The sequence below is a fragment of the uncultured Microbacterium sp. genome, from assembly GCF_963521645.1.
Classification (GTDB): Bacteria; Actinomycetota; Actinomycetes; order Actinomycetales; family Microbacteriaceae; genus Microbacterium.
The window spans coordinates 1-17363 of the sequence record NZ_CAUQVQ010000054.1; the positions used below are offsets into that span (position 1 = coordinate 1).

The following is a 17363-nucleotide window of genomic DNA, read 5'->3' on the forward strand; positions in this document are numbered from 1 at the left end:
CCTCACCCTCGCGGATGAGGCCGAGCAGGATGTGCTCGGTGCCGATGTAGTTGTGACCGAGCTGCAGAGCCTCGCGGAGGCTGAGCTCGAGCACCTTCTTGGCGCGCGGCGTGAACGGGATGTGGCCGGTCGGCTGCTGCTGACCCTGGCCGATGATGTCCTGAACCTGCTCGCGGACGGCGTCAAGGGAGATGCCGAGGCTTTCGAGCGCCTTGGCTGCGACACCCTCACCCTCGTGGATGAGGCCGAGCAGGATGTGCTCGGTGCCGATGTAGTTGTGGTTGAGCATCTTCGCCTCTTCTTGGGCGAGGACGACCACTCGACGGGCTCGGTCCGTGAATCTCTCGAACATGCTGTGACTCCTTATTCGCACTGGGGCGAAGCGCTGAGTCCTGCGACGGTCTCCGCGCCTGTACATCGAGAGTAACCACCGTGCGGATCACGTATGCCCGTGTTCGCCGTCGGCATAGCGCCAGGACGGCCGCTGACGGCAGTGCCCGCGAGCGCGAGGTTGACCTTCATATCGATTCTCGTTATGTTAACGACTATCGGTAATATCGAAGATCGATAAGGAGTGGATGATGACCTCGACGAAGACCCGCACGCTCTCTCGCGGGGACAGTGCCGCACTGGTCGGCTTCTGCATCGCGGGCGTGCTCATCGCGATCTCGGTGTCCGTGTACTCGGTCATCCGGATCATCGAGCTGGCCCGTGGTGTGGACGTGCCGGTGCTCGTCAAGTTCGCCAGCACCCAGGCCCCAGTCGAGGTCGCCCTGTCGGCGGTCGACACCGTGGCCGCCGGTCTCGACAGCGCGACGATCACCGCGCCTCAGCTCCCCGCGATGGCGGCGATACCGGGCATCATCGGCCAAGTGCTGCAGATCGTCACGATCGTCGTCGTGATCGGATGCCTGATCCTCCTCGCACGCAGCACCCTCCGTGGACGCATCTTCAGCCGCGGACACACAGCGCTCGTCTCGACAGCCGGCATCACCGGGCTCGTCGGCTTCGCGTCCGTGCGGTTCTTCGACAACATGCTCGCCAACGCCACGGTGGCCGCGGTCACCGACAACCGCGTCGACACCGTCATGATCAGCATCGAGCCGTTCACCTTCATCCTCGCGGCGTTCGTGATCGCACTGATCTCGACGGTCTTCGCCATCGGCGACCGCCTGCAGCGCGACACGGAAGGACTCGTCTGATGAATGCGCCCACCGCAGTCACCCGCTCACAGACCGCCGACGCGGTGACCGTGATCCTCTTCGGCGCCGCCGCTCTCGTCGTGACGGCGATCAGCACGGTGCTCCGCATACTCGGAACGTTCCGAGACCAGGGCATCGCGTGGTCCATCCCGATCGACGAGCAGCCGATCGACGCGACCGTCGACTCGGGGGCCGCCTCAGTCGAGGGGATCGCTCAGGAGGCGATGGTCTTCGCCGCGGGAGTCGACCCCGTCTCGACCGCCGCGATCATCGGATCGCTCGCCCTGTGGGCGCTGGCGCCGCTGATCGTGATCGTCTGCGTGATGGTCGTCGCGTGGAACCTCCTCCGCGGACGCTTCTTCGTGCGGGGCAACGCACGCGCGTTCGATGCGATCGGCTGGACGCTCGTGCTCGCACCGGTGCTGATCGTGTTGCTCGAGAACGTCGGCCTGAACGGTGTGACCGCCGCGATGGGACTCGAGACCGAGGGGCCGGTTCATCCGATCGAGTTCTGGTCGATCGTCCCCCTCTTCGCCACAGGCGTCGCGGTGGGTCTGATCGCCGCAGCCTTCCGGCAGGGCATCCGCCTGCAGCGCGAGAACGCGGTGCTCGAGCACGACACCCGGGGGCTCGTATGACTCCGCCCGAGAACGACGACGAGGCCACCGGCATCCACTGCCGGCTCGACGAGCTGCTGGCCGAGCGGGGCATGACGCTCACCGAGCTGAGCGCCCGCGTGGGAGTGAGCATCGTGAATCTGTCGGTCCTGAAGAACGACAGGGCGCGGGCCATCCGGTACTCGACGCTGCGAGCGATCTGCGATGCGCTCGGCTGCGAGGTCGGCGAGCTGCTCGTCCTCGCCTGATCACGAGCAGTATCGGCGACCGCCCCTGACGCGCAACCCCTTCTGTGCATTCCCTATGGAGCGATACCGTCGGGGGCATGATCGTCACCGACACGTCACCGCGCACCCGCTCCCGCATCCTGATGACACTCCCCATCGCCGCTCTCGCGCTCTCTCTCGCAGCCTGCGGCGGGTCGGCCCGTCCGAGTGCCGACCAGGTCGCCGACGGCATCCAGCAGGTGTACGAGGATCAGGGTTTCCCCGATGCCATCTCGGACGACGCCGCGACGTGCTTCGCCGAGGCGCTCGTCGACTCCGAGTTGAGCGACGAGACGCTCGGCTACATCGCCGACGGCGAGGACAAGCAGAAGAACGAGGAGGAGAAGGCGATGACCACGCAGATCCTCCAGGACAAGCAGGAGGAGTGCTTCGCGCAGTAGCCCTCCCCCGCCGATGACGAAGGATGACGGATGCCTCGGCAGCCGTCATCCTTCGTCATCTCCCCCTGCGGACGACCCCGGCACTCCTAGCGTGGACGGACAGCGCGCACACGGCGCGCACCGATTCTGGAGTTCCACGCATGAGCACCACCGCCCGCCCCACGAAGGCGCCAGACACCCGCGGTCCCGTCCGGAAGCTGCTGACGTCGTTCGGCTTCCAGATCCTCGCAGCCCTCGTCCTCGGCATCGCCGCCGGCCTGATCGCCCGTCAGCTCGGCGCCACGGCCGACAACCCCAACGGGCTGTCCGCCACCCTCGACACGATCGGCAGCTCGTACGTCACGCTGCTGCGCGCCGCCGTCGTGCCGCTGATCTTCACCGCGATCGTCGCGAGCATCTCGAACCTGCGTCGCGTGCAGAACGCCGCTCGACTCGCGGGCCAGACGCTGCTGTGGTTCGCGATCACCGCGTTCATCGCCGTGGTGATCGGCATCACGCTCGGCCTCGTGATCCAGCCGGGCAACCGCGCGGGTGAGGGCCTCGAGCCCGGCGATCCGTACACGGTCGGCACGTGGTGGAACTTCCTGCTCGGACTCATCCCGCAGAACTTCCTCGGACTCAGCGTGAGCACGAACCCCGGCGCCACGGACGGCACGTTCTCGTCGAGCGTGAACTTCAACATCCTGCAGGTCATCGTCGTCGCGGTCGCCGTGGGGATCGCCGCGCTCAAGGCCGGCAAGAAGGCCGAACCGTTCCTCGCGTTCACCGAGTCGCTGCTCAAGGTGATCCAGCGCGTGCTGTGGTGGATCATCCGCATCGCGCCTCTCGGCACGTTCGGCCTGATCGGTGCCGCCGTGGTGAAGTACGGCTGGGAGAAGCTCGCCTCGCTCGGCTGGTTCGCGATCGCGATCTACGTCGGCCTCGCGCTCGTGCTGTTCGTCGTGTACCCGGTGCTGGTCAAGACCCACGGGCTGTCGATCAGGCAGTACTTCTCCGGCGTCTGGCCGGCCGTGCAGCTGGCGTTCGTCAGCCGCTCGTCGATCGGCACCCTCCCCCTCACCGAGCGCGTCACCGAGCGCAACCTCGGCGTGCCCCGCTCGTACGCCTCGTTCGCCGTGCCGTTCGGGGCGACCACCAAGATGGACGGATGCGCCGCGATCTACCCGGCCATCGCCGCGATCTTCGTCGCGCAGTTCTTCGGCATCGAGCTCAACCTCGTGCAGTACCTGCTGATCGTGCTCGTCTCGGTCGTCGGCTCTGCGGCGACGGCGGGGACAACAGGCGCGACGGTCATGCTCACCCTGACGCTGTCGACGCTCGGGCTGCCGCTCGAGGGCGTCGGGCTGCTGCTCGCGATCGACCCGATCCTCGACATGGGCCGCACCGCGGTCAACGTCGCGGGCCAGGCCCTCGTGCCCACGATCGTCGCCAAGCGCGAGGGGATCCTCGACGAGGGTCTCTACAACGCACCTCGGGAGGGGCTGCCGTTCGCCGACGACTCGGCCGACGACGACGCCCAGGAGGTCGACGCCGCGGCATCCGAGAAGGAGCCGGCCGGCACCCGCTGACCCGTGTGCTCCGAGCGCCTCGCCCCTTCCGGGGCGGGGCGCTCCTGCGTGCTAGGCGCGACTCTGCTGGCGGGTCGCGCTGCGCGTGTCGAGCGCCAGCTCCTCGGCGTCCATCGCCGTCATCAGCTCGCGCATGACCTCCTCGTCGAGGTTGCCGGCGTCGCGTTCGGCGAGCAGGATGTCGCGGCGCACCTGCAGCCAGCCGCGAGTGAGCGCGGCGAGGTCGTCGTACGAGGGCCGTGCGACCGCATCCTCGACCTGCTGCGCCTCATCCGTGTCCTTCTCGACCCTGGTCATGCGCTTCGTGAACGCGTCGAAGACGCCCATGTCGACGGCCCCGTACTTCGCCTCCCACTCGACGCGCTTCTCGGCGAGGAACGCCTTGCCGGCCTCTCGACTCTTGGCCCTGACCTCGGCGATCGCTCTCTCGTCCTCCTCCTCATCGACGTCGCTGGCGATGCCGAGCCCGCGGATCAGCACGGGAAGCGTCAATCCCTGCAGCAGCAGCGTGCCCACCGTCACGACGAACGCGACGACCACGATCGCATGCGAGGGCTCCGTGTCCAGAGCGGCGAGGTCGGCGGCGGCGAGCGCGGTCGCCAGGGTGACGACGCCGCGCATGCCCGCCCACGAGATGACGGCGTTGTCCTTCCACGTGAGCTGCAGGCCGGCCATGCGGTCGCGCACGATCTTCGATCGCAGCTCGTCGGCGCTGTAGTCCTTCCAGCGTTTCGACTCCCGGCGGCGTTCATCGAAGGCTCCGGATTCGACCGTGCGGTCCCAGCGTTCGAGGCGGCGGCGGTCTTGGAAGTTGGCCCACAGATTCGCCGGGTAGACGTACAGCGGACGAACCACAAGCACGACGAGGAGCACGACGCCCGACAGCAGCAGGATGCGGCCGACCTCCTCGCCGCCGAGGTCGCTGATCACCCGCGGGAACTGCAGACCGATGTAGGCGAACACGAAGCTCTCGAGCAGCAGGTCGGCCGAGAGCCACAGCGGAGCCTCCTGCTGACGCGTCGTGTAATCGGTGCGGGGCGAGTTGTACCCGACGTAGAGACCCATCGCGACCACTGCCAGCACGCCGGACCCGAGCAGGTGCTCGGCGATCGCATAGGCCCCGAACGGCGCGAGCAGCCCGAAGGTGCCGATCACGACGGGGTCGCTGATGCGCATGCGCAGCTGGTGCAGCACGACACCGAACACGAGCCCCACCGCGACACCCACGCCGACGGCGAGCAGGAACTGCCACACACCGTCCCAGACGGTGAGCGTCGCCCCCGCGATGATCGCGGCGAACACCCGGTAGAGCGTGAGCGAGGTCGCGTCGTTGATCAGGCTCTCGCCCGACAGCACGGTCATGATGCGCCGCGGCAGGCCGAGCTTGCGGCCGATCGCGGCGGCCGAGACGGCGTCGGGCGGAGCCACGATCGCACCGAGCAGCAGGGCACCGGGCAGTGTCAGCGACGGCAGGATCCACCACGCGATGAACCCGACGGCGAGCGCGGTGAGGAGCACGAGGGTGATCCCGAGGCGCCGGATCTGAGGGAGGCTGCGCTTGAAGCCCACGAACGACACATCCAGGGCGGCGGAGTAGAGCAGCGGCGGCAGAACGAGGTTCAGCAGCAGGTGACCGTCGATCTCGACCTCGGGCACGAACGGCAGGAAGGATGCCGCGAGCGCGACCACCGTGACGAGCAGCGGTGCCGGCCACCCGCGCCATCGGGCGATGGCGGCCACCACGACCGCACCGACGAGCACGTAGAAGATCTCGGCATCCATGCCCCTAAAGTACTGCCCCCGCCTCCGGGTGCCGGGGGCAGGTGCGGGTCAGTCCCGCCCTTCGGCGAGTTCGTCGCGAAGGCCCGCGTTCTCGTCTTCGAGGTCGAGCACGCGCCGGATGCCGACGATGTTGATGCCCTCGACACGCAGACCCGTCACCCGACGGATGCGCTCGAGGTCGTCGTCGCTGTATCGCCGGGTGCCTCCGTCGCTGCGGGCAGGACTCACGAGACCCTTGGCCTCGAACAGACGCAGGCTGGCCTCGGGAACACCGCTGAGCTGCGCGGCGACGGCGATGCCGTAGACCGGCAGGCTCGGATCGCGATCGTTCATCGACACCGTCCTCTCGTGGCACTTGCATTCTATCTCGCGGTGTTCTATAACAAATCTATAGCAACGGTTGCAGATAATCTGCAACCCCCACCGCCCATCCGGGCCACTCGAAAGGAGACACTCATGGCCATGTCATTCGATCCGTTCAGTCAGCTCGACCGCTTCGCCGCGAGCGTGCTGGACTCCGTCCGCGCACCGCGTCTCATGCCGGTGGACCTGTTCCGCGACGGCGACAGGTACGTCCTGCACGCCGACCTCCCCGGCATCGACCCGGGTTCGATCGACGTCGATCTCGACGGCGGGCAGCTCACGATCCGCGCGCAGCGCACGGCCGACGGTCGCGAAGGTGTCCGCTGGCTCGCCCGCGAACGCGGAGCGGGCTCGTTCCTCCGTCAGTTCTCGCTCGGCGACGGGGTCGACCTCGATGCCATCAGCGCCTCGTACGAGAGCGGCGTGCTCTCGGTGATCATCCCGGTCAGCGAGCGCGCGAAGCCGCGCAAGATCGAGGTCGCGTCGAGCGACAGCCGACAGTCGATCACCGCCTGAACGCCGGTGGGCCGGGGTGCGCTCCGGCCCACCGGCCCTCCCTCCGGAAAGGACGAATCCATGCACACCTCACCTGCACTCGACCGATTCCTCCGCGGAATGGAGTACCCGGCGACGCGGGATGATCTGCTTCGCGAAGCGGCCCGCGACGGCCTCGGCGGCGACGACCGAGCCGTGCTCGCTCAGCTTCCCGAGCAGAGCTTCAGCGCGGCCTGGCACATCCGCTACCACCTCGCGCGCCGTGGGCTGATCGAGGAGCTCGCACCCGCGGCATCCTCGGGTTTCGTCGCAGCCTGACGTCGCTTCGGCGACGGCGCGGCGGGGGCGGGAATTCCCCACCCGCTCCCGCCGTTGCATTCGGGGATGACTTCCACAGCGCTCTCCGTCCTCGACCTCGTCCCGGTACGCACCGGCCAGACCAGCGCCGAGGCGATCTCCTCCTCTCTCGATCTCGCCGCGACCGCCGACCGACTCGGCTACCGCCGCTACTGGTTCGCCGAGCACCACAACATGCCGGCCGTGGCCTCCACGACTCCCCCGGTGCTGATCGCCGCCGCGGCTATGCGCACATCGCAGATCCGCCTCGGGTCGGGCGGCGTCATGCTGCCGAACCACGCCCCGCTCATCGTCGCCGAGCAGTTCGCCGCGCTCGAGGCCATCGCCCCCGGACGCATCGACCTCGGTCTCGGCCGCGCTCCGGGCAGCGATCCCGTCATCACCCAGCTGCTGCGCGGATCGGGCACCACGAGCGATGTCGAGCAGTTCCCGCGCAACGTGCAGGACATCGCCGCGCTCATCTCGGGGGAAGGCGCCTCGGTGCGATTCACCTCGGGCGGCGAGTACACGGTGCACGCGACGCCCGCCGCGACCGGCAGCCCCGAGGTCTGGCTGCTGGGCTCGAGCGACTACTCGGCCCAGCTCGCGGCATCGCACGGACTCCCCTACGTCTTCGCGAACCACTTCTCGGGTCAGGGCCTCGAGCGCGCTCTCGACCTCTATCGCTCGGGCTACCAGCCGAGCGCGGAGCACCCCGAGCCCCGGACCTTCTTGACCGTCAACGTCGTCGCCGCCGCGACGCAGGACGAAGCCGAAGCACGCGCCCTGCCGCAGCTGCGCATGATGGCACGACTCCGCCTGAACAAGCCGCTCGTCGCCCTCGAGACCGTCGAAGAGGCGCTCGCGGCAGAATCCGACGCGGCCACCGACCAGGTCGTCGCCGCCGCGCGCTCACGCTGGTTCGTCGGAACCGGAGAATCGGTCGCCGCCGAACTGCGGGCGTTCGCCGAGAAGTACGGCGTCGATGAGGTCATGCTCTCGCCCGTCGCCGGAGCCTACGAGTCGGAGCCGCGCGACGCCGCCGCCGGCCGCGCCCAGACTCTCGAGCTCGTCGCCGCCGCGCTGTAGCACCGGGCGGGGGCGTCCCGCCCTCTGCTGCGGGGTCCCGCCCTCTGCTGCGCGGTCCCGCCCTCTGCTGCGCGGTCCCGCCCTCTGCTGCGGGGTCCCGCCCTCTGCTGCGGGGTCCCGCCCTGCGTCATCCCGCCTTGCTGCGAGGCCAATTTCGCATCCCTCTCTGTTGCGGGGTCGATTTCGCATCCCGCAAGCGGCTGTGCGATGCAGAAGTGGCCCCGCACGAGGTCGCCGGTGCGAAAGTGGCCCCGCATGTCGCTCGTGAGACGTACCGCGGATGCTGCTCACAACAGCGACTTGTGCACATCTCCCGGGGAATGACCGAGCCTCGGCTCCGTGCCGCGCACCCGAACTCCGATCGTGGAGGGATGCGCCATCGAATACCTCTGCCCGAAGAACTCGGCCGTCACTTCACCGTTCGGCAGGCAGAAGCGGTGGGTGTCGGGCGCGGTCGTGTCGCCGCGCGCGATCTTGCCCGGCCGTTCTGCGGCGTTCGTTCGACCGTCCCGGCAGAGACGCCGCTCCAACGGGTCGCCGCCCTCGTTCCCCGTCTGCGCCGTGGCCAGCTCATCGGCGGAGAGGCCGCGCTCCGGATATGGGGGTATCCGCACCCCGGCGGCTGGAGTGTCGAAGCGGCGATCGTCGTGGTCGTGACGACCGGTTCGGCTCGCCCCCGCACCCGAGGCGTCACGGGCCGACGCCTGGCAGCAGGACGGGCCGACCCCTGGAGGGTCGGCGGAATCCCGGTCATCGATCCCGTCGCGGCGCTGTTCATGTGCGCGGCGACCCTGACCCAGGATCAACTGGTCGTCGCGGTCGACGCGCTGATCACGACCGCGTCCAACTATCCGGGACTCAGTCCGGGGCGTCCACCGATCTCCGTCGACGACATCGAGCACAGACTCCGATTCTGGGGGCGCTTTCCCGGCTCAGGGCGGGTGCGAGAGGCCCTGCTTCGGGCGCGCGAGGGTGTCGAATCACCCAAGGAGACCGAGACGAGGCTGCACATCGTGGCCGAAGGCCTCCCTGAGCCCGCTGTGCAGTACGAGATTCGCGAGAACGGCATCCTCATCGCCCGGAGCGACCTGGCATATCCCTCCCTCAGGATCGCGATCGAATACGAGGGCGATGGCCATCGAACCAGCCGTGACCAGTGGCGGCGCGACATCCGGCGGCAGCGCGACCTCGAAGACCGTGGATGGATCGTGATCCGAGTCACGCAGCTCGACCTCGACGACCCGCAGCCGCTGATGGATCGCATCCGTCGCGCGATAGCATCCCGCCGCTGACTGTCGCCCACCCGCCCCGCCCCGCAGCCGGGGTCACTTCCGCGCCGTGCCGCCCCCGTACCGTCAGCCGGGGTCACTTCTGCACCCGTACTGCCCCCGCGCTGTGCGAAAGTGACCCCGCACACCAGACCGTGCGAAAGTGACCCCACCCAGGCGGCGGCGGTGCAGAAGCGACCCCGCGCGCACGACCGCGCGACCGCCACCCCGCGACGCCGCGCCCGCGACGCGCGTCAAGGGCTGGTATTCCGGAAGTTAGAGGCGTAGCGTCACCCTCGATGGAAGGGGTTCGATGATGAGCACTACCAAGACGCGGGCGCTGTGGGTGGCGTACGGCACGAACGGAGTCGTCGGCAGCATCCGACACGACGACGAGGGGTACACCGTGGTCATGGCGGGATCCGATGCCGCGACCGGCACGTATCCGACCCTGGAATCGGCGAAGGGCGCGCTGCACTCGCACATGCTGCCGGGCAGCGGGTGGCCGATGTTCCGCGAACACTGACCGTCGAACGGGAGGGCGGGGCAGAGGGGCGACGCGGTCGCGGGTCATTCTCGCGACCGCCGTGCGCTGACCGCTCTCTCCTCGAACGGGCGCGCCGCCGACCAGAGCTCTTGTTCCGCAGCCGGTCAGGCGTCGGGCGCGCCGCTCAAGATTCCGCGCAGCCAGTCGCGCGCCTCGACGAACACCTCGTCGTCGTAGCGGTCGGGATACTGCACGATCTGACGGTCGGCGCGCGGGTACGACCCGAGGAACACCACGCGGGGGCTGAAACGACGGATGCCGAGGAGGGCGTCTGCCATGCGCTCGTGCTCGATGTGACCGTCGGCGTCGATCACGAACCGATAGCGGCCGAGCTCGTCGCCGATCGGTCGCGACTGGATCAGCGAGAGGTTGATGCCGCGGGTCGAGAACTGCTCGAGCATCTCGAGCAGCGAACCCGGGTGGTCGTTGGGCAGTTCGACGATGAGCGAGGTCTTGTCGGCGCCGGTCGGAGCCGGGGCCGTGGTGGTGCGGGTGACGAGCACGAAGCGCGTCACCGCCTGCGCGTTGTCGCCGATGCCTTCGGCGAGCACGTCGACGTCGAGGTGCTTCACGACCCCGGGCGCCGCGATGGCCGCCTGCGCGGGCAGCGATCCGTCGAGCACGCCGATCGCCGAGGCGACGTTGCTCGCTGCGGGCACGTGCGAGTGCGTCGGAAGGTTCTCGCCGAGCCAGGTGTGGCACTGCGCGTAGGCCACCGGATGCGCCGCGATGACCTGCACATCGGCCAGCGTCGTGCCCCGAGGCGCCACGAGCACGAAGTTCACGGGCACGAGGTATTCGCCGATGATCCGCAGACCCGGCAGCGTGGCGAGAGCATCCTGTGTGGTCGAGACGCCGCCCTCGATCGAGTTCTCGATCGCGATCATCGCCGCGTCGCTGCGCCCTTCGAGCACGTCTGCGAGGGCCTCGCCGACGTTGTGCACCGCACGTCGTTCCTGACCGCGCGCCTCGGCGACCTGATCGAGCGCCGCCTCGGTGAATGTTCCGGCGGGGCCCAGATAGCTGTAGGTGCGGCGTTCGGTCACGCGTTTCACCTTAGGGCACCGACGCGGGCCCAGAAGATGCGCGCGGGCCGAGATCGGGGCAGACTGTGTGCATGACGAGCCGTGCCGGCCTTCCCGCCGAAGAATCCGATCTGATCGATGTCGACGAGCTGATCGCCGCCTACTACGACCGCGTTCCGACCCCCGAGGTCGCCGCCGAACGCGTCGCCTTCGGCACGAGCGGCCATCGCGGCTCTTCGCTCTCGAACAGCTTCAACGAGAACCACATCCTCGCGACGACCCAGGCGATCGTCGACTACCGTGCGAGCCAGGGGATCACCGGGCCGCTCTTCCTCGGGCGCGACACCCATGCTCTGTCGCTGCCCGCCGAGCGCAGCGCGATCGAGGTGCTGGTGGCCAACGGCGTCGACGTGCGAGTCGATTCGCGCGACGCATGGGTGCCGACGCCCGCACTCAGCCACGCGATCCTCACGTTCAACCGCGACCTCGCCCCGGATGCTGCCGGCCGCGCCGACGGCATCGTCGTCACCCCGTCGCACAACCCGCCGCGTGACGGCGGCTTCAAGTACAACCCGCCGCACGGCGGACCGGCCGACACCGACGCGACCGGCTGGATCGCCGACCGCGCCAACGAGCTGATCGCCGGCGGACTGGCCGAGGTCAAGCGCGAGCGCTTCGCCGACATCGACTGGGACGCGCTGCCCGGCTACGACTTCCGCGACGCCTATGTGCGCGACCTCGAGACGATCATCGACATCGATGCGATCCGCGCGGCCGGAGTCCGCATCGGCGCTGATCCGCTCGGCGGCGCATCCGTGGAGTACTGGGCGCTCATCAAAGAGGTGTACGGCATCGACCTGACGGTCGTGAACCCCGAGGTCGATCCGACCTGGCGGTTCATGACGCTCGACTGGGACGAGAAGATCCGCATGGATCCGTCGTCTCCGTCTGCCATGGCCTCGCTCGTCGCCAAGAAGGGCGACTACGACGTGCTCACCGGCAACGACGCGGATGCCGATCGCCACGGCATCGTGACTCCCGACGCCGGGCTGATGAACCCGAACCACTACCTGGCCGTCGCGATCGACTACCTGTTCTCGCACCGCACCGAGTGGCCGCGCGACGCCGCGATCGGCAAGACCCTCGTGTCGTCGATGATCATCGACAGAGTGGCCGAGTCGCTCGGACGCCGCCTGCTCGAGGTGCCCGTGGGCTTCAAGTGGTTCGTGCCCGGTCTGCTCGACGGATCGGTCGCGTTCGGCGGCGAGGAGTCTGCCGGAGCATCCTTCCTGCGCAAGGACGGCACGGTCTGGTCGACCGACAAGGACGGCATCCTGCTGTGCCTGCTCGCGGCCGAGATCATCGCCGTGACCGGCAAGACACCGTCGGAGCGGTACGCCGAGCTGGAGCAGGCCTTCGGTTCGTCGGCCTACCAGCGCGTCGACGCCCCGGCCACTCCCGCGCAGAAGGCCACGCTCGGCAAGCTGGCTCCGGATGCCGTCTCGGCCACGACGCTCGCCGGTGAGGAGATCACCGCCAAGCTGTCGAACGCCCCCGGAAACGGCGCGGCGATCGGCGGCCTCAAGGTGCAGACCGAGCACGCCTGGTTCGCAGCCCGCCCGTCGGGCACGGAAGACGTCTACAAGCTGTACGCCGAGAGCCTGCGCGGCCCCGAGCATCTCGCCGAGGTGCAGGCCGAGGCTCGCGCCGTGGTCGCGGCGGCACTCGGCGACTGATCCGACCGCTTTCGTCCGTCCCGCTTCGGCCCCCGCGCACACCTCTGCGCGGGGGCCGAAGCATGTCCGCCGCGCGGTTGCCGCCCCGTGCCGGTCGAAAACGCATCCAAATCGGCCCATCCCCGTGCGAAAGCGACCCCGCTCAGCACCCGCGGTGCGAAACTGACCCCGCCCGGCGCGCCCGCGGTGCGAGAAGCTACGCCTCGCCGGTGCCGATCGCGCGGCGGTCAGACCGAGCGGGCGAGTACGGCGCCGGCCTCGCGCAGCCAGCGTGCGGGGTCGGTGAGCGCGGCATCCGACGAGCCGGCGATCTCGGTGAGCGAGACGGATGCCGCGAACAGCTCCGCATCGGAGTCGGCCGTTATGCGTCCGGCCGCGAGCAGAGGCGCCGCCCCGGCGGCTGCGGCGAGTCCGGCGATGAACGACGGGACCTTCCCGTCGCCCGACTGCCCGTCGTACGATCCTTCGCCCGTGATCACGACGTCGGCGCCCGCGATCGCGTCGGCGATGCCGATGAGCGCGGCCACCTCGGCCGCACCGGGCGCGAGCGTGGCGCCCCACACGACGAGGGCGGCGCCTGTGCCTCCGGCGGCCCCCGCTCCCGGCAGCGCCGGGTCGAGGGCCAGCAGCGCGGCCAGCCGTTCGAGCGCGGCGTCGGCACGCGTGATGTCGTCGCCGTCGAGTCCCTTCTGCGGGCCGAAGACCGCCGCCGCTCCGCGCGGTCCGGTCAGCGGATTCGTGACGTCTGTGAGCACGCGCACCTCGGGCGGGGTGCGCAGCCCCGAGAGGTCGACGCTCTCGATGTCGGCGAGGCCCCTCGCGCCGCGGACGACCGGCGCCCCCGATGCGTCGAGGAAGCGTGCACCGAGCGCGGCCAGCATCCCCGTGCCGCCGTCTGTCGACGCGCTCGAACCGATCCCGACGACCAGTCGCGAGACGCCGTGGTCGAGAGCCGCGGCGATCGCCTGACCGAAGCCCGTGGTGTCCGCATCCCACGGGCGCAGCCCATCGAGCAGTTCGATGCCCGAGGTCGACGCGAGATCGATGACTCCCGTCCCCGCGGGACTCTCGGGCGTCGCGGGCAGAAGCAGCCAGCTCGTCTCGATCTGCGCGCCCGCAGGGCCGTCGACGACGATCGGCATCCGCTCCGCACCCGGCACCGCGGCCTCGAACGCGGCCACCGTGCCCTCGCCGCCGTCTGCCATCGGGCGATGCACGAACGTCGCCGCGGCATCGACCGAGGCCCATCCGTCGGCGAGCGATGCCGCAGCATCCGCCGCGGCGATGGTGCCCTTGAAGCTGTCGGGCGCCAGCACCACCGTCGTCATCGGGCGACGCCCGGAGTGCTGGCCCGCACGACGACCTCGAGCGGCAGGGCGGCCTGCTGCCAGTCGGCGTCGACCGTGGCACGGAAGGCCTGGTATCCGACCTCGCTGAGCGGCACGTGCACGGTCGTGAGCGCCGGCGTGACGTCGCTGCTCGACGGAACGTCGTCGAATCCGCACACCGCGATGTCGGCGCCGACCTCGCGTCCGGCCTCGCGGATCGCCGCCATGGCGCCGATCGCGACGACGTCGCTCATGCCGAACACGAGAGTGCCCGACTCGACGCCGTCGGCGAGCGCCGCCGTCATCGCCTGCGCCCCCGATTCGCGTCGGAAGTCGCCGCGGATCACTCGCTCGACCGAGCCGCCCTCGGATGCGAAGCCCGCGCGGAATCCGGCGAGACGCTCGTCAGATGTCAGCACGCCCTCGGCCGCCGCGATCGCGATCGCCGAGCGATAGCCGAGCGCGGCCATGCGGCGTCCCAGCAGTTCCGCCCCGGCGCGGTTGTCGATCTCGACATGCCGATTCGCGGCGCTCCCCACTCCGAAGGTCACGACGCGGCCGCCGAACCGGGCGTACTCGGCGAGTTCGCGCGTCGTGTCGGAGTCGTCGATCTGCGATGTGCGCGACGCCGCGAGGATCAGCCCCTGCGGCCGCTGTCCGCGCAGCGCCCTGACGATGCGCGCCTCGCGGGCGGGGTCTCGTTCGGTGATGGCGATCGTGACGACGAGGCCCTGCTCGTCGGCGCCTCGCGCGACGCCCGCGGCGATCAGCCCGAAGTACGGATCGGCGATGTCGGCGACGAGCAGTGCGATCACGGGTGAGGTCCCACGCGCGGTCGCCTGCGCCGACACGTTGGCCGTGTATCCGAGTTCTGCGGCGGCGCGCTCGACGCGTTCGCGGAAGGACTCGGCGACTTTGCGCTCCGATCCGTTGAGGACGCGAGATGCCGTCGCGAGTGATACTCCGGCCTCACGGGCCACGTCGTGCAGTGTCGGGGCGGCGCCCCGCGCGTGGCGCGGCTGGCGCACGCGGGAAGGGCTTTCCGGCTGGCTCATGCCCTGAGCATACTGCGGCGCAGCCGCGCGCACCGGGACCACGCGCTCGTCGGGTGCGGGCCGTGCACGAGCGACATGGCGGGCTATACCGACAGGTAGGCGCGCAGGGCGGCGGCCTCGGTCGTGAGCAGCCGGGGGTCATCGCCCGGCAGGAACTCGAGCAGCGCATCTCGCACCCTCGGCGGCGCCGCCTCGCCGGGAGTCGCGCTCGCCGAACCCCCCGACGCACCCATGGCCTCGGCGAAGAATCGCGTCCACAGCGCGTCCCTGGCTCGAAGCGGGAGTCGCTCCTGTGCCGGCCACCAGGAGAAGACATGCGCAGCGCTCGTGTGCGCGGCGAGCGCGCGGTACTCGGCGAGCACGCTCTCGACGCTGGCCCCCACCGTCGGCTGCCAATACGTGCTGAGGGCCGGGTGGTCGACCTGCCCGAGCAGCCGCAGCGTCGCAGGCGCCGTGTCTGCGAGCGTGCCGGAGTGGAACTCGAGCGCGAGGCCGATGGCGCGAGCATCCGCCTCTTCCGCCGCATCGCGCAGCCTGGCGACGATCCCGGCCCAGTGCTCCTCGGATGCCTCTCCCGACCCGAGCCGCCCGGCCCAGATGCGCACTCTGTCCACTCCGAGCGCCTCCGCACTGTCGAGCACCGGAGTGAGCGATTCGTCGGCGCCGGCCCGGAAGTACGACCCGTATGAGCACGAGATCAGCCCGGCATCCGACGTGTCGGTGGCGACCTGCGCCGCGCGTTCGATGTCGCCTGCCGGCACATGCACGTCGCCGCCCCACTCGATGACCTCGAGCTGGGCCTCTGCGGCGAGTCCGATGACCTCTTCGGCATCGAGCGAGCGGAAGGTCACCGAACACAGACCGGGTCTGATCCTCGTCATGCAGTCATCCTCTCAGGGGCGCGGCCTGAGCTCGACCCGATGCGTGAGCACGGCACCGCGCAGCGCGGACGCAGGCGCGCCCCGTCGGCGCTCGTCAGCGCAGGTGCGGCGAGATGGCGGACGCGAACGCCTCGGCCGTGCGTCGCACGACGTTCTCGGGAGCATCCGCCCAGACGTCGGCGTGGAAGATCTCGACCTCGATGTCGCGGTCGTATCCGGTCTCGATCACGGCGCGGGTGAGCGAGCCGAAGTCGATCACGCCCTCGCCGGGGTAATGCCGAGACAGCAGCACGTCGGCGGCGAGCGGGGTCTTCCAGTCGCACACCTGATAGGTCGCGATGCGGCCCTCGCGGCCCGCCCGAGCGATCTGGTCGAGCACCTGCGGGTCCCACCAGATGTGGAAGGTGTCGACGGCCGCCCCCACGACCTCGGCGTCGAAGTCGGCCGCGATGTCGAGCGCCTGGCCCAGCGTCGAGACGACCGCGCGATCCGAGGCGTACATCGGATGCAGAGGCTCGATCGCGAGCGTCACGCCCGCGGCCTTCGCGTCGGCCGCGAGATCTCCGATCGCGTCGCGTACACGCTCGCGCGCCCCGATCAGGTCGCGTGAGCCGACGGGCAGCCCGCCGGCGACGAGCACGAGCACAGCGGTCGATCCCTCGGCCCCTGCGGCGGCGAGCGCCGCGGTCTCGTCGATCGCACGGCGGTTGTCGTCGAGGGCGGCGACGCGCTCGGGGCCCGCGGGGAGGGTGAAGAATCCGCCTCGGCAGTGCGTCGTGAACCGCAGCCCCGAGTCCGCGAGCATGCGGGCGGCGACGTCGAGTCCCACCTCGTTCACGGGCTCGCGCCACAGACCGATGGCCTGGATGCCGGCATCCGCCGTCACCCGCAGAGCGGTCGCGAGATCGGCGTGCTTGATCGTGGCCTGGTTGATCGACAGGCGGGGATCGACGGTCACAGCGATACTCCGTTCAGCCGGAGCATCCCGTGCCAGCGCTCGCGCGCGAGCTCGGGGTCCTCCAACGCGAGCGAGGAGTTCGCGAGCTCGACGATGCGGCTGAGGTGCGGCAGGCTGCGCGCCGAGTGCAGGCCGCCGACCATCTGGAACGCGGGCTGATGCCCGTTGAGCCACGCGAGGAACGCGACACCCGTCTTGTAGTAGAAGGTCGGAGCCGCGAAGACCTGACGGCTGAGCTCCTCGGTCGGGCCCAGGATCTCGACGTAGCGGCCCGTGTCGCCGGCATCGAGAGCCTGGATCGCCGCGGACGCCACCGGGGTGATCGCCGCGAAGGCACCGAGCAGGGCGTCGGAGTGGGGGCGTTTCGTCTCGGTGCTTCGCTCCTCGCTCGACGACCGGGTGGTGTCGCCGCCGATCAGGCCGACGTAGTTGAAGTCGTCACCGGT

20 protein-coding genes are annotated in these 17363 nt (G+C 69.8%); 11 read left to right on the forward strand and 9 right to left on the reverse strand.

Annotated elements, in window-relative coordinates; all coding sequences use genetic code 11:
* On the reverse strand, positions 1–352 hold a 352-nt coding region (locus RWO82_RS11315; protein ID WP_314426959.1), incomplete at its 3' end, for a Clp protease N-terminal domain-containing protein.
* Positions 353–581: 229 nt separating this feature from the next.
* Here RWO82_RS11315 and RWO82_RS11320 point away from each other — a divergent pair.
* From RWO82_RS11320 to RWO82_RS11340, 5 genes are all read left to right on the forward strand, one after another.
* Complete coding sequence (locus RWO82_RS11320) at positions 582–1202, forward strand: DUF2975 domain-containing protein (protein WP_314426962.1); 621 nt, start codon at positions 582–584, stop codon at positions 1200–1202.
* Positions 1202–1840: a DUF2975 domain-containing protein gene (locus RWO82_RS11325; RefSeq protein WP_314426965.1), complete on the forward strand. Its 639-nt coding sequence runs from the start codon at positions 1202–1204 to the stop codon at positions 1838–1840. The genes RWO82_RS11320 and RWO82_RS11325 overlap by 1 nt, the downstream gene beginning before the upstream one ends.
* On the forward strand, positions 1837–2067 hold the full coding sequence (locus tag RWO82_RS11330) for a helix-turn-helix transcriptional regulator (protein ID WP_314426968.1): 231 nt from the start codon (positions 1837–1839) through the stop codon (positions 2065–2067). The genes RWO82_RS11325 and RWO82_RS11330 overlap by 4 nt, the downstream gene beginning before the upstream one ends.
* Before the next feature lie 77 nt (positions 2068–2144).
* Complete coding sequence (locus RWO82_RS11335) at positions 2145–2486, forward strand: hypothetical protein (protein WP_314426970.1); 342 nt, start codon at positions 2145–2147, stop codon at positions 2484–2486.
* A 140-nt stretch (positions 2487–2626) separates the two neighbouring features.
* Positions 2627–4054, forward strand: a complete 1428-nt coding sequence (locus RWO82_RS11340; RefSeq protein ID WP_314426973.1) for a dicarboxylate/amino acid:cation symporter — start codon at positions 2627–2629, stop codon at positions 4052–4054.
* Between the two features lie 51 nt (positions 4055–4105).
* On the opposite strand, the gene RWO82_RS11345 is transcribed toward RWO82_RS11340, so the two are convergent.
* A complete protein-coding gene (locus RWO82_RS11345) occupies positions 4106–5836 on the reverse strand; it encodes a cation:proton antiporter (RefSeq protein ID WP_314426977.1) in 1731 nt (576 codons plus the stop codon).
* A gap of 48 nt (positions 5837–5884) precedes the next feature.
* Positions 5885–6169 (reverse strand): MerR family transcriptional regulator, encoded by a 285-nt coding sequence (locus tag RWO82_RS11350; RefSeq protein ID WP_314426979.1) that lies wholly within the window; start codon positions 6167–6169, stop codon positions 5885–5887.
* Between the two features lie 123 nt (positions 6170–6292).
* Here RWO82_RS11350 and RWO82_RS11355 point away from each other — a divergent pair, with 123 nt between their 5' ends.
* The 5 genes from RWO82_RS11355 (at position 6293) to RWO82_RS11375 (ending at position 9913) form a co-directional block, all read left to right on the forward strand.
* Positions 6293–6715, forward strand: coding sequence for an Hsp20/alpha crystallin family protein (locus RWO82_RS11355; RefSeq protein ID WP_314426982.1), 423 nt, complete (start codon positions 6293–6295; stop codon positions 6713–6715).
* 60 nt (positions 6716–6775) lie between these two features.
* Complete coding sequence (locus RWO82_RS11360; protein ID WP_314426984.1) at positions 6776–7012, forward strand: DUF2795 domain-containing protein; 237 nt, start codon at positions 6776–6778, stop codon at positions 7010–7012.
* A 66-nt stretch (positions 7013–7078) separates the two neighbouring features.
* Entirely contained in the window at positions 7079–8119 is a 1041-nt protein-coding gene (locus RWO82_RS11365) for an LLM class flavin-dependent oxidoreductase (RefSeq protein WP_314426986.1), read from the forward strand.
* A 371-nt stretch (positions 8120–8490) separates the two neighbouring features.
* Positions 8491–9411 (forward strand): hypothetical protein, encoded by a 921-nt coding sequence (locus tag RWO82_RS11370; protein ID WP_314426988.1) that lies wholly within the window; start codon positions 8491–8493, stop codon positions 9409–9411.
* Positions 9412–9703: 292 nt separating this feature from the next.
* Positions 9704–9913: a methyltransferase gene (locus RWO82_RS11375; RefSeq protein ID WP_314426991.1), complete on the forward strand. Its 210-nt coding sequence runs from the start codon at positions 9704–9706 to the stop codon at positions 9911–9913.
* 125 nt (positions 9914–10038) lie between these two features.
* On the opposite strand, the gene pheA is transcribed toward RWO82_RS11375, so the two are convergent.
* Positions 10039–10989, reverse strand: coding sequence for a prephenate dehydratase (gene pheA / locus RWO82_RS11380; protein ID WP_314426994.1), 951 nt, complete (start codon positions 10987–10989; stop codon positions 10039–10041).
* A gap of 62 nt (positions 10990–11051) precedes the next feature.
* On the opposite strand from pheA, the gene pgm reads away from it, so the two are divergent.
* Positions 11052–12695 (forward strand): phosphoglucomutase (alpha-D-glucose-1,6-bisphosphate-dependent), encoded by a 1644-nt coding sequence (gene pgm, locus RWO82_RS11385; protein ID WP_314426996.1) that lies wholly within the window; start codon positions 11052–11054, stop codon positions 12693–12695.
* A gap of 227 nt (positions 12696–12922) precedes the next feature.
* Here the strand turns inward: pgm and RWO82_RS11390 are convergent, their stop codons facing one another.
* From RWO82_RS11390 to RWO82_RS11410, 5 genes are all read right to left on the reverse strand, one after another.
* On the reverse strand, positions 12923–14023 hold the full coding sequence (locus RWO82_RS11390; RefSeq protein ID WP_314426998.1) for a glycerate kinase: 1101 nt from the start codon (positions 14021–14023) through the stop codon (positions 12923–12925).
* The gene (locus tag RWO82_RS11395; RefSeq protein ID WP_314427001.1) at positions 14020–15078 is read right to left on the reverse strand and encodes a LacI family DNA-binding transcriptional regulator; all 1059 of its coding nucleotides are present in this window, start codon (positions 15076–15078) and stop codon (positions 14020–14022) included. The genes RWO82_RS11390 and RWO82_RS11395 overlap by 4 nt, the downstream gene beginning before the upstream one ends.
* Before the next feature lie 83 nt (positions 15079–15161).
* Positions 15162–15959 carry a TIM barrel protein gene (locus RWO82_RS11400; protein ID WP_314427004.1) on the reverse strand — a complete coding sequence of 266 codons (798 nt, stop codon included), beginning with the start codon at positions 15957–15959 and terminating at the stop codon, positions 15162–15164.
* A 94-nt stretch (positions 15960–16053) separates the two neighbouring features.
* Entirely contained in the window at positions 16054–16917 is an 864-nt protein-coding gene (locus RWO82_RS11405) for a sugar phosphate isomerase/epimerase family protein (protein ID WP_314427007.1), read from the reverse strand.
* Positions 16914–17363 (reverse strand): DUF993 family protein (locus RWO82_RS11410; protein WP_314427010.1); only part of this gene is annotated, 450 nt, incomplete at its 5' end. The genes RWO82_RS11405 and RWO82_RS11410, both read right to left, overlap by 4 nt.

Bases quoted from the DNA above. Each gene is read 5' to 3' on its own strand.
- RWO82_RS11335 (WP_314426970.1), top strand. From the start codon at position 2,145: ATGATCGTCACCGACACGTCACCGCGCACCCGCTCCCGCATCCTGATG.
- RWO82_RS11395 (WP_314427001.1), bottom strand. From the start codon at position 15,078: ATGAGCCAGCCGGAAAGCCCTTCCCGCGTGCGCCAGCCGCGCCACGCG.
- RWO82_RS11325 (WP_314426965.1), top strand. From the start codon at position 1,202: ATGAATGCGCCCACCGCAGTCACCCGCTCACAGACCGCCGACGCGGTG.
- RWO82_RS11370 (WP_314426988.1), top strand. From the start codon at position 8,491: ATGCGCCATCGAATACCTCTGCCCGAAGAACTCGGCCGTCACTTCACC.
- RWO82_RS11390 (WP_314426998.1), bottom strand. From the start codon at position 14,023: ATGACGACGGTGGTGCTGGCGCCCGACAGCTTCAAGGGCACCATCGCC.
- RWO82_RS11400 (WP_314427004.1), bottom strand. From the start codon at position 15,959: ATGACGAGGATCAGACCCGGTCTGTGTTCGGTGACCTTCCGCTCGCTC.
- RWO82_RS11330 (WP_314426968.1), top strand. From the start codon at position 1,837: ATGACTCCGCCCGAGAACGACGACGAGGCCACCGGCATCCACTGCCGG.
- RWO82_RS11360 (WP_314426984.1), top strand. From the start codon at position 6,776: ATGCACACCTCACCTGCACTCGACCGATTCCTCCGCGGAATGGAGTAC.
- RWO82_RS11350 (WP_314426979.1), bottom strand. From the start codon at position 6,169: ATGAACGATCGCGATCCGAGCCTGCCGGTCTACGGCATCGCCGTCGCC.
- RWO82_RS11355 (WP_314426982.1), top strand. From the start codon at position 6,293: ATGGCCATGTCATTCGATCCGTTCAGTCAGCTCGACCGCTTCGCCGCG.
- RWO82_RS11365 (WP_314426986.1), top strand. From the start codon at position 7,079: ATGACTTCCACAGCGCTCTCCGTCCTCGACCTCGTCCCGGTACGCACC.
- RWO82_RS11340 (WP_314426973.1), top strand. From the start codon at position 2,627: ATGAGCACCACCGCCCGCCCCACGAAGGCGCCAGACACCCGCGGTCCC.
- RWO82_RS11375 (WP_314426991.1), top strand. From the start codon at position 9,704: ATGAGCACTACCAAGACGCGGGCGCTGTGGGTGGCGTACGGCACGAAC.
- RWO82_RS11320 (WP_314426962.1), top strand. From the start codon at position 582: ATGACCTCGACGAAGACCCGCACGCTCTCTCGCGGGGACAGTGCCGCA.
- pgm (WP_314426996.1), top strand. From the start codon at position 11,052: ATGACGAGCCGTGCCGGCCTTCCCGCCGAAGAATCCGATCTGATCGAT.
- RWO82_RS11345 (WP_314426977.1), bottom strand. From the start codon at position 5,836: ATGGATGCCGAGATCTTCTACGTGCTCGTCGGTGCGGTCGTGGTGGCC.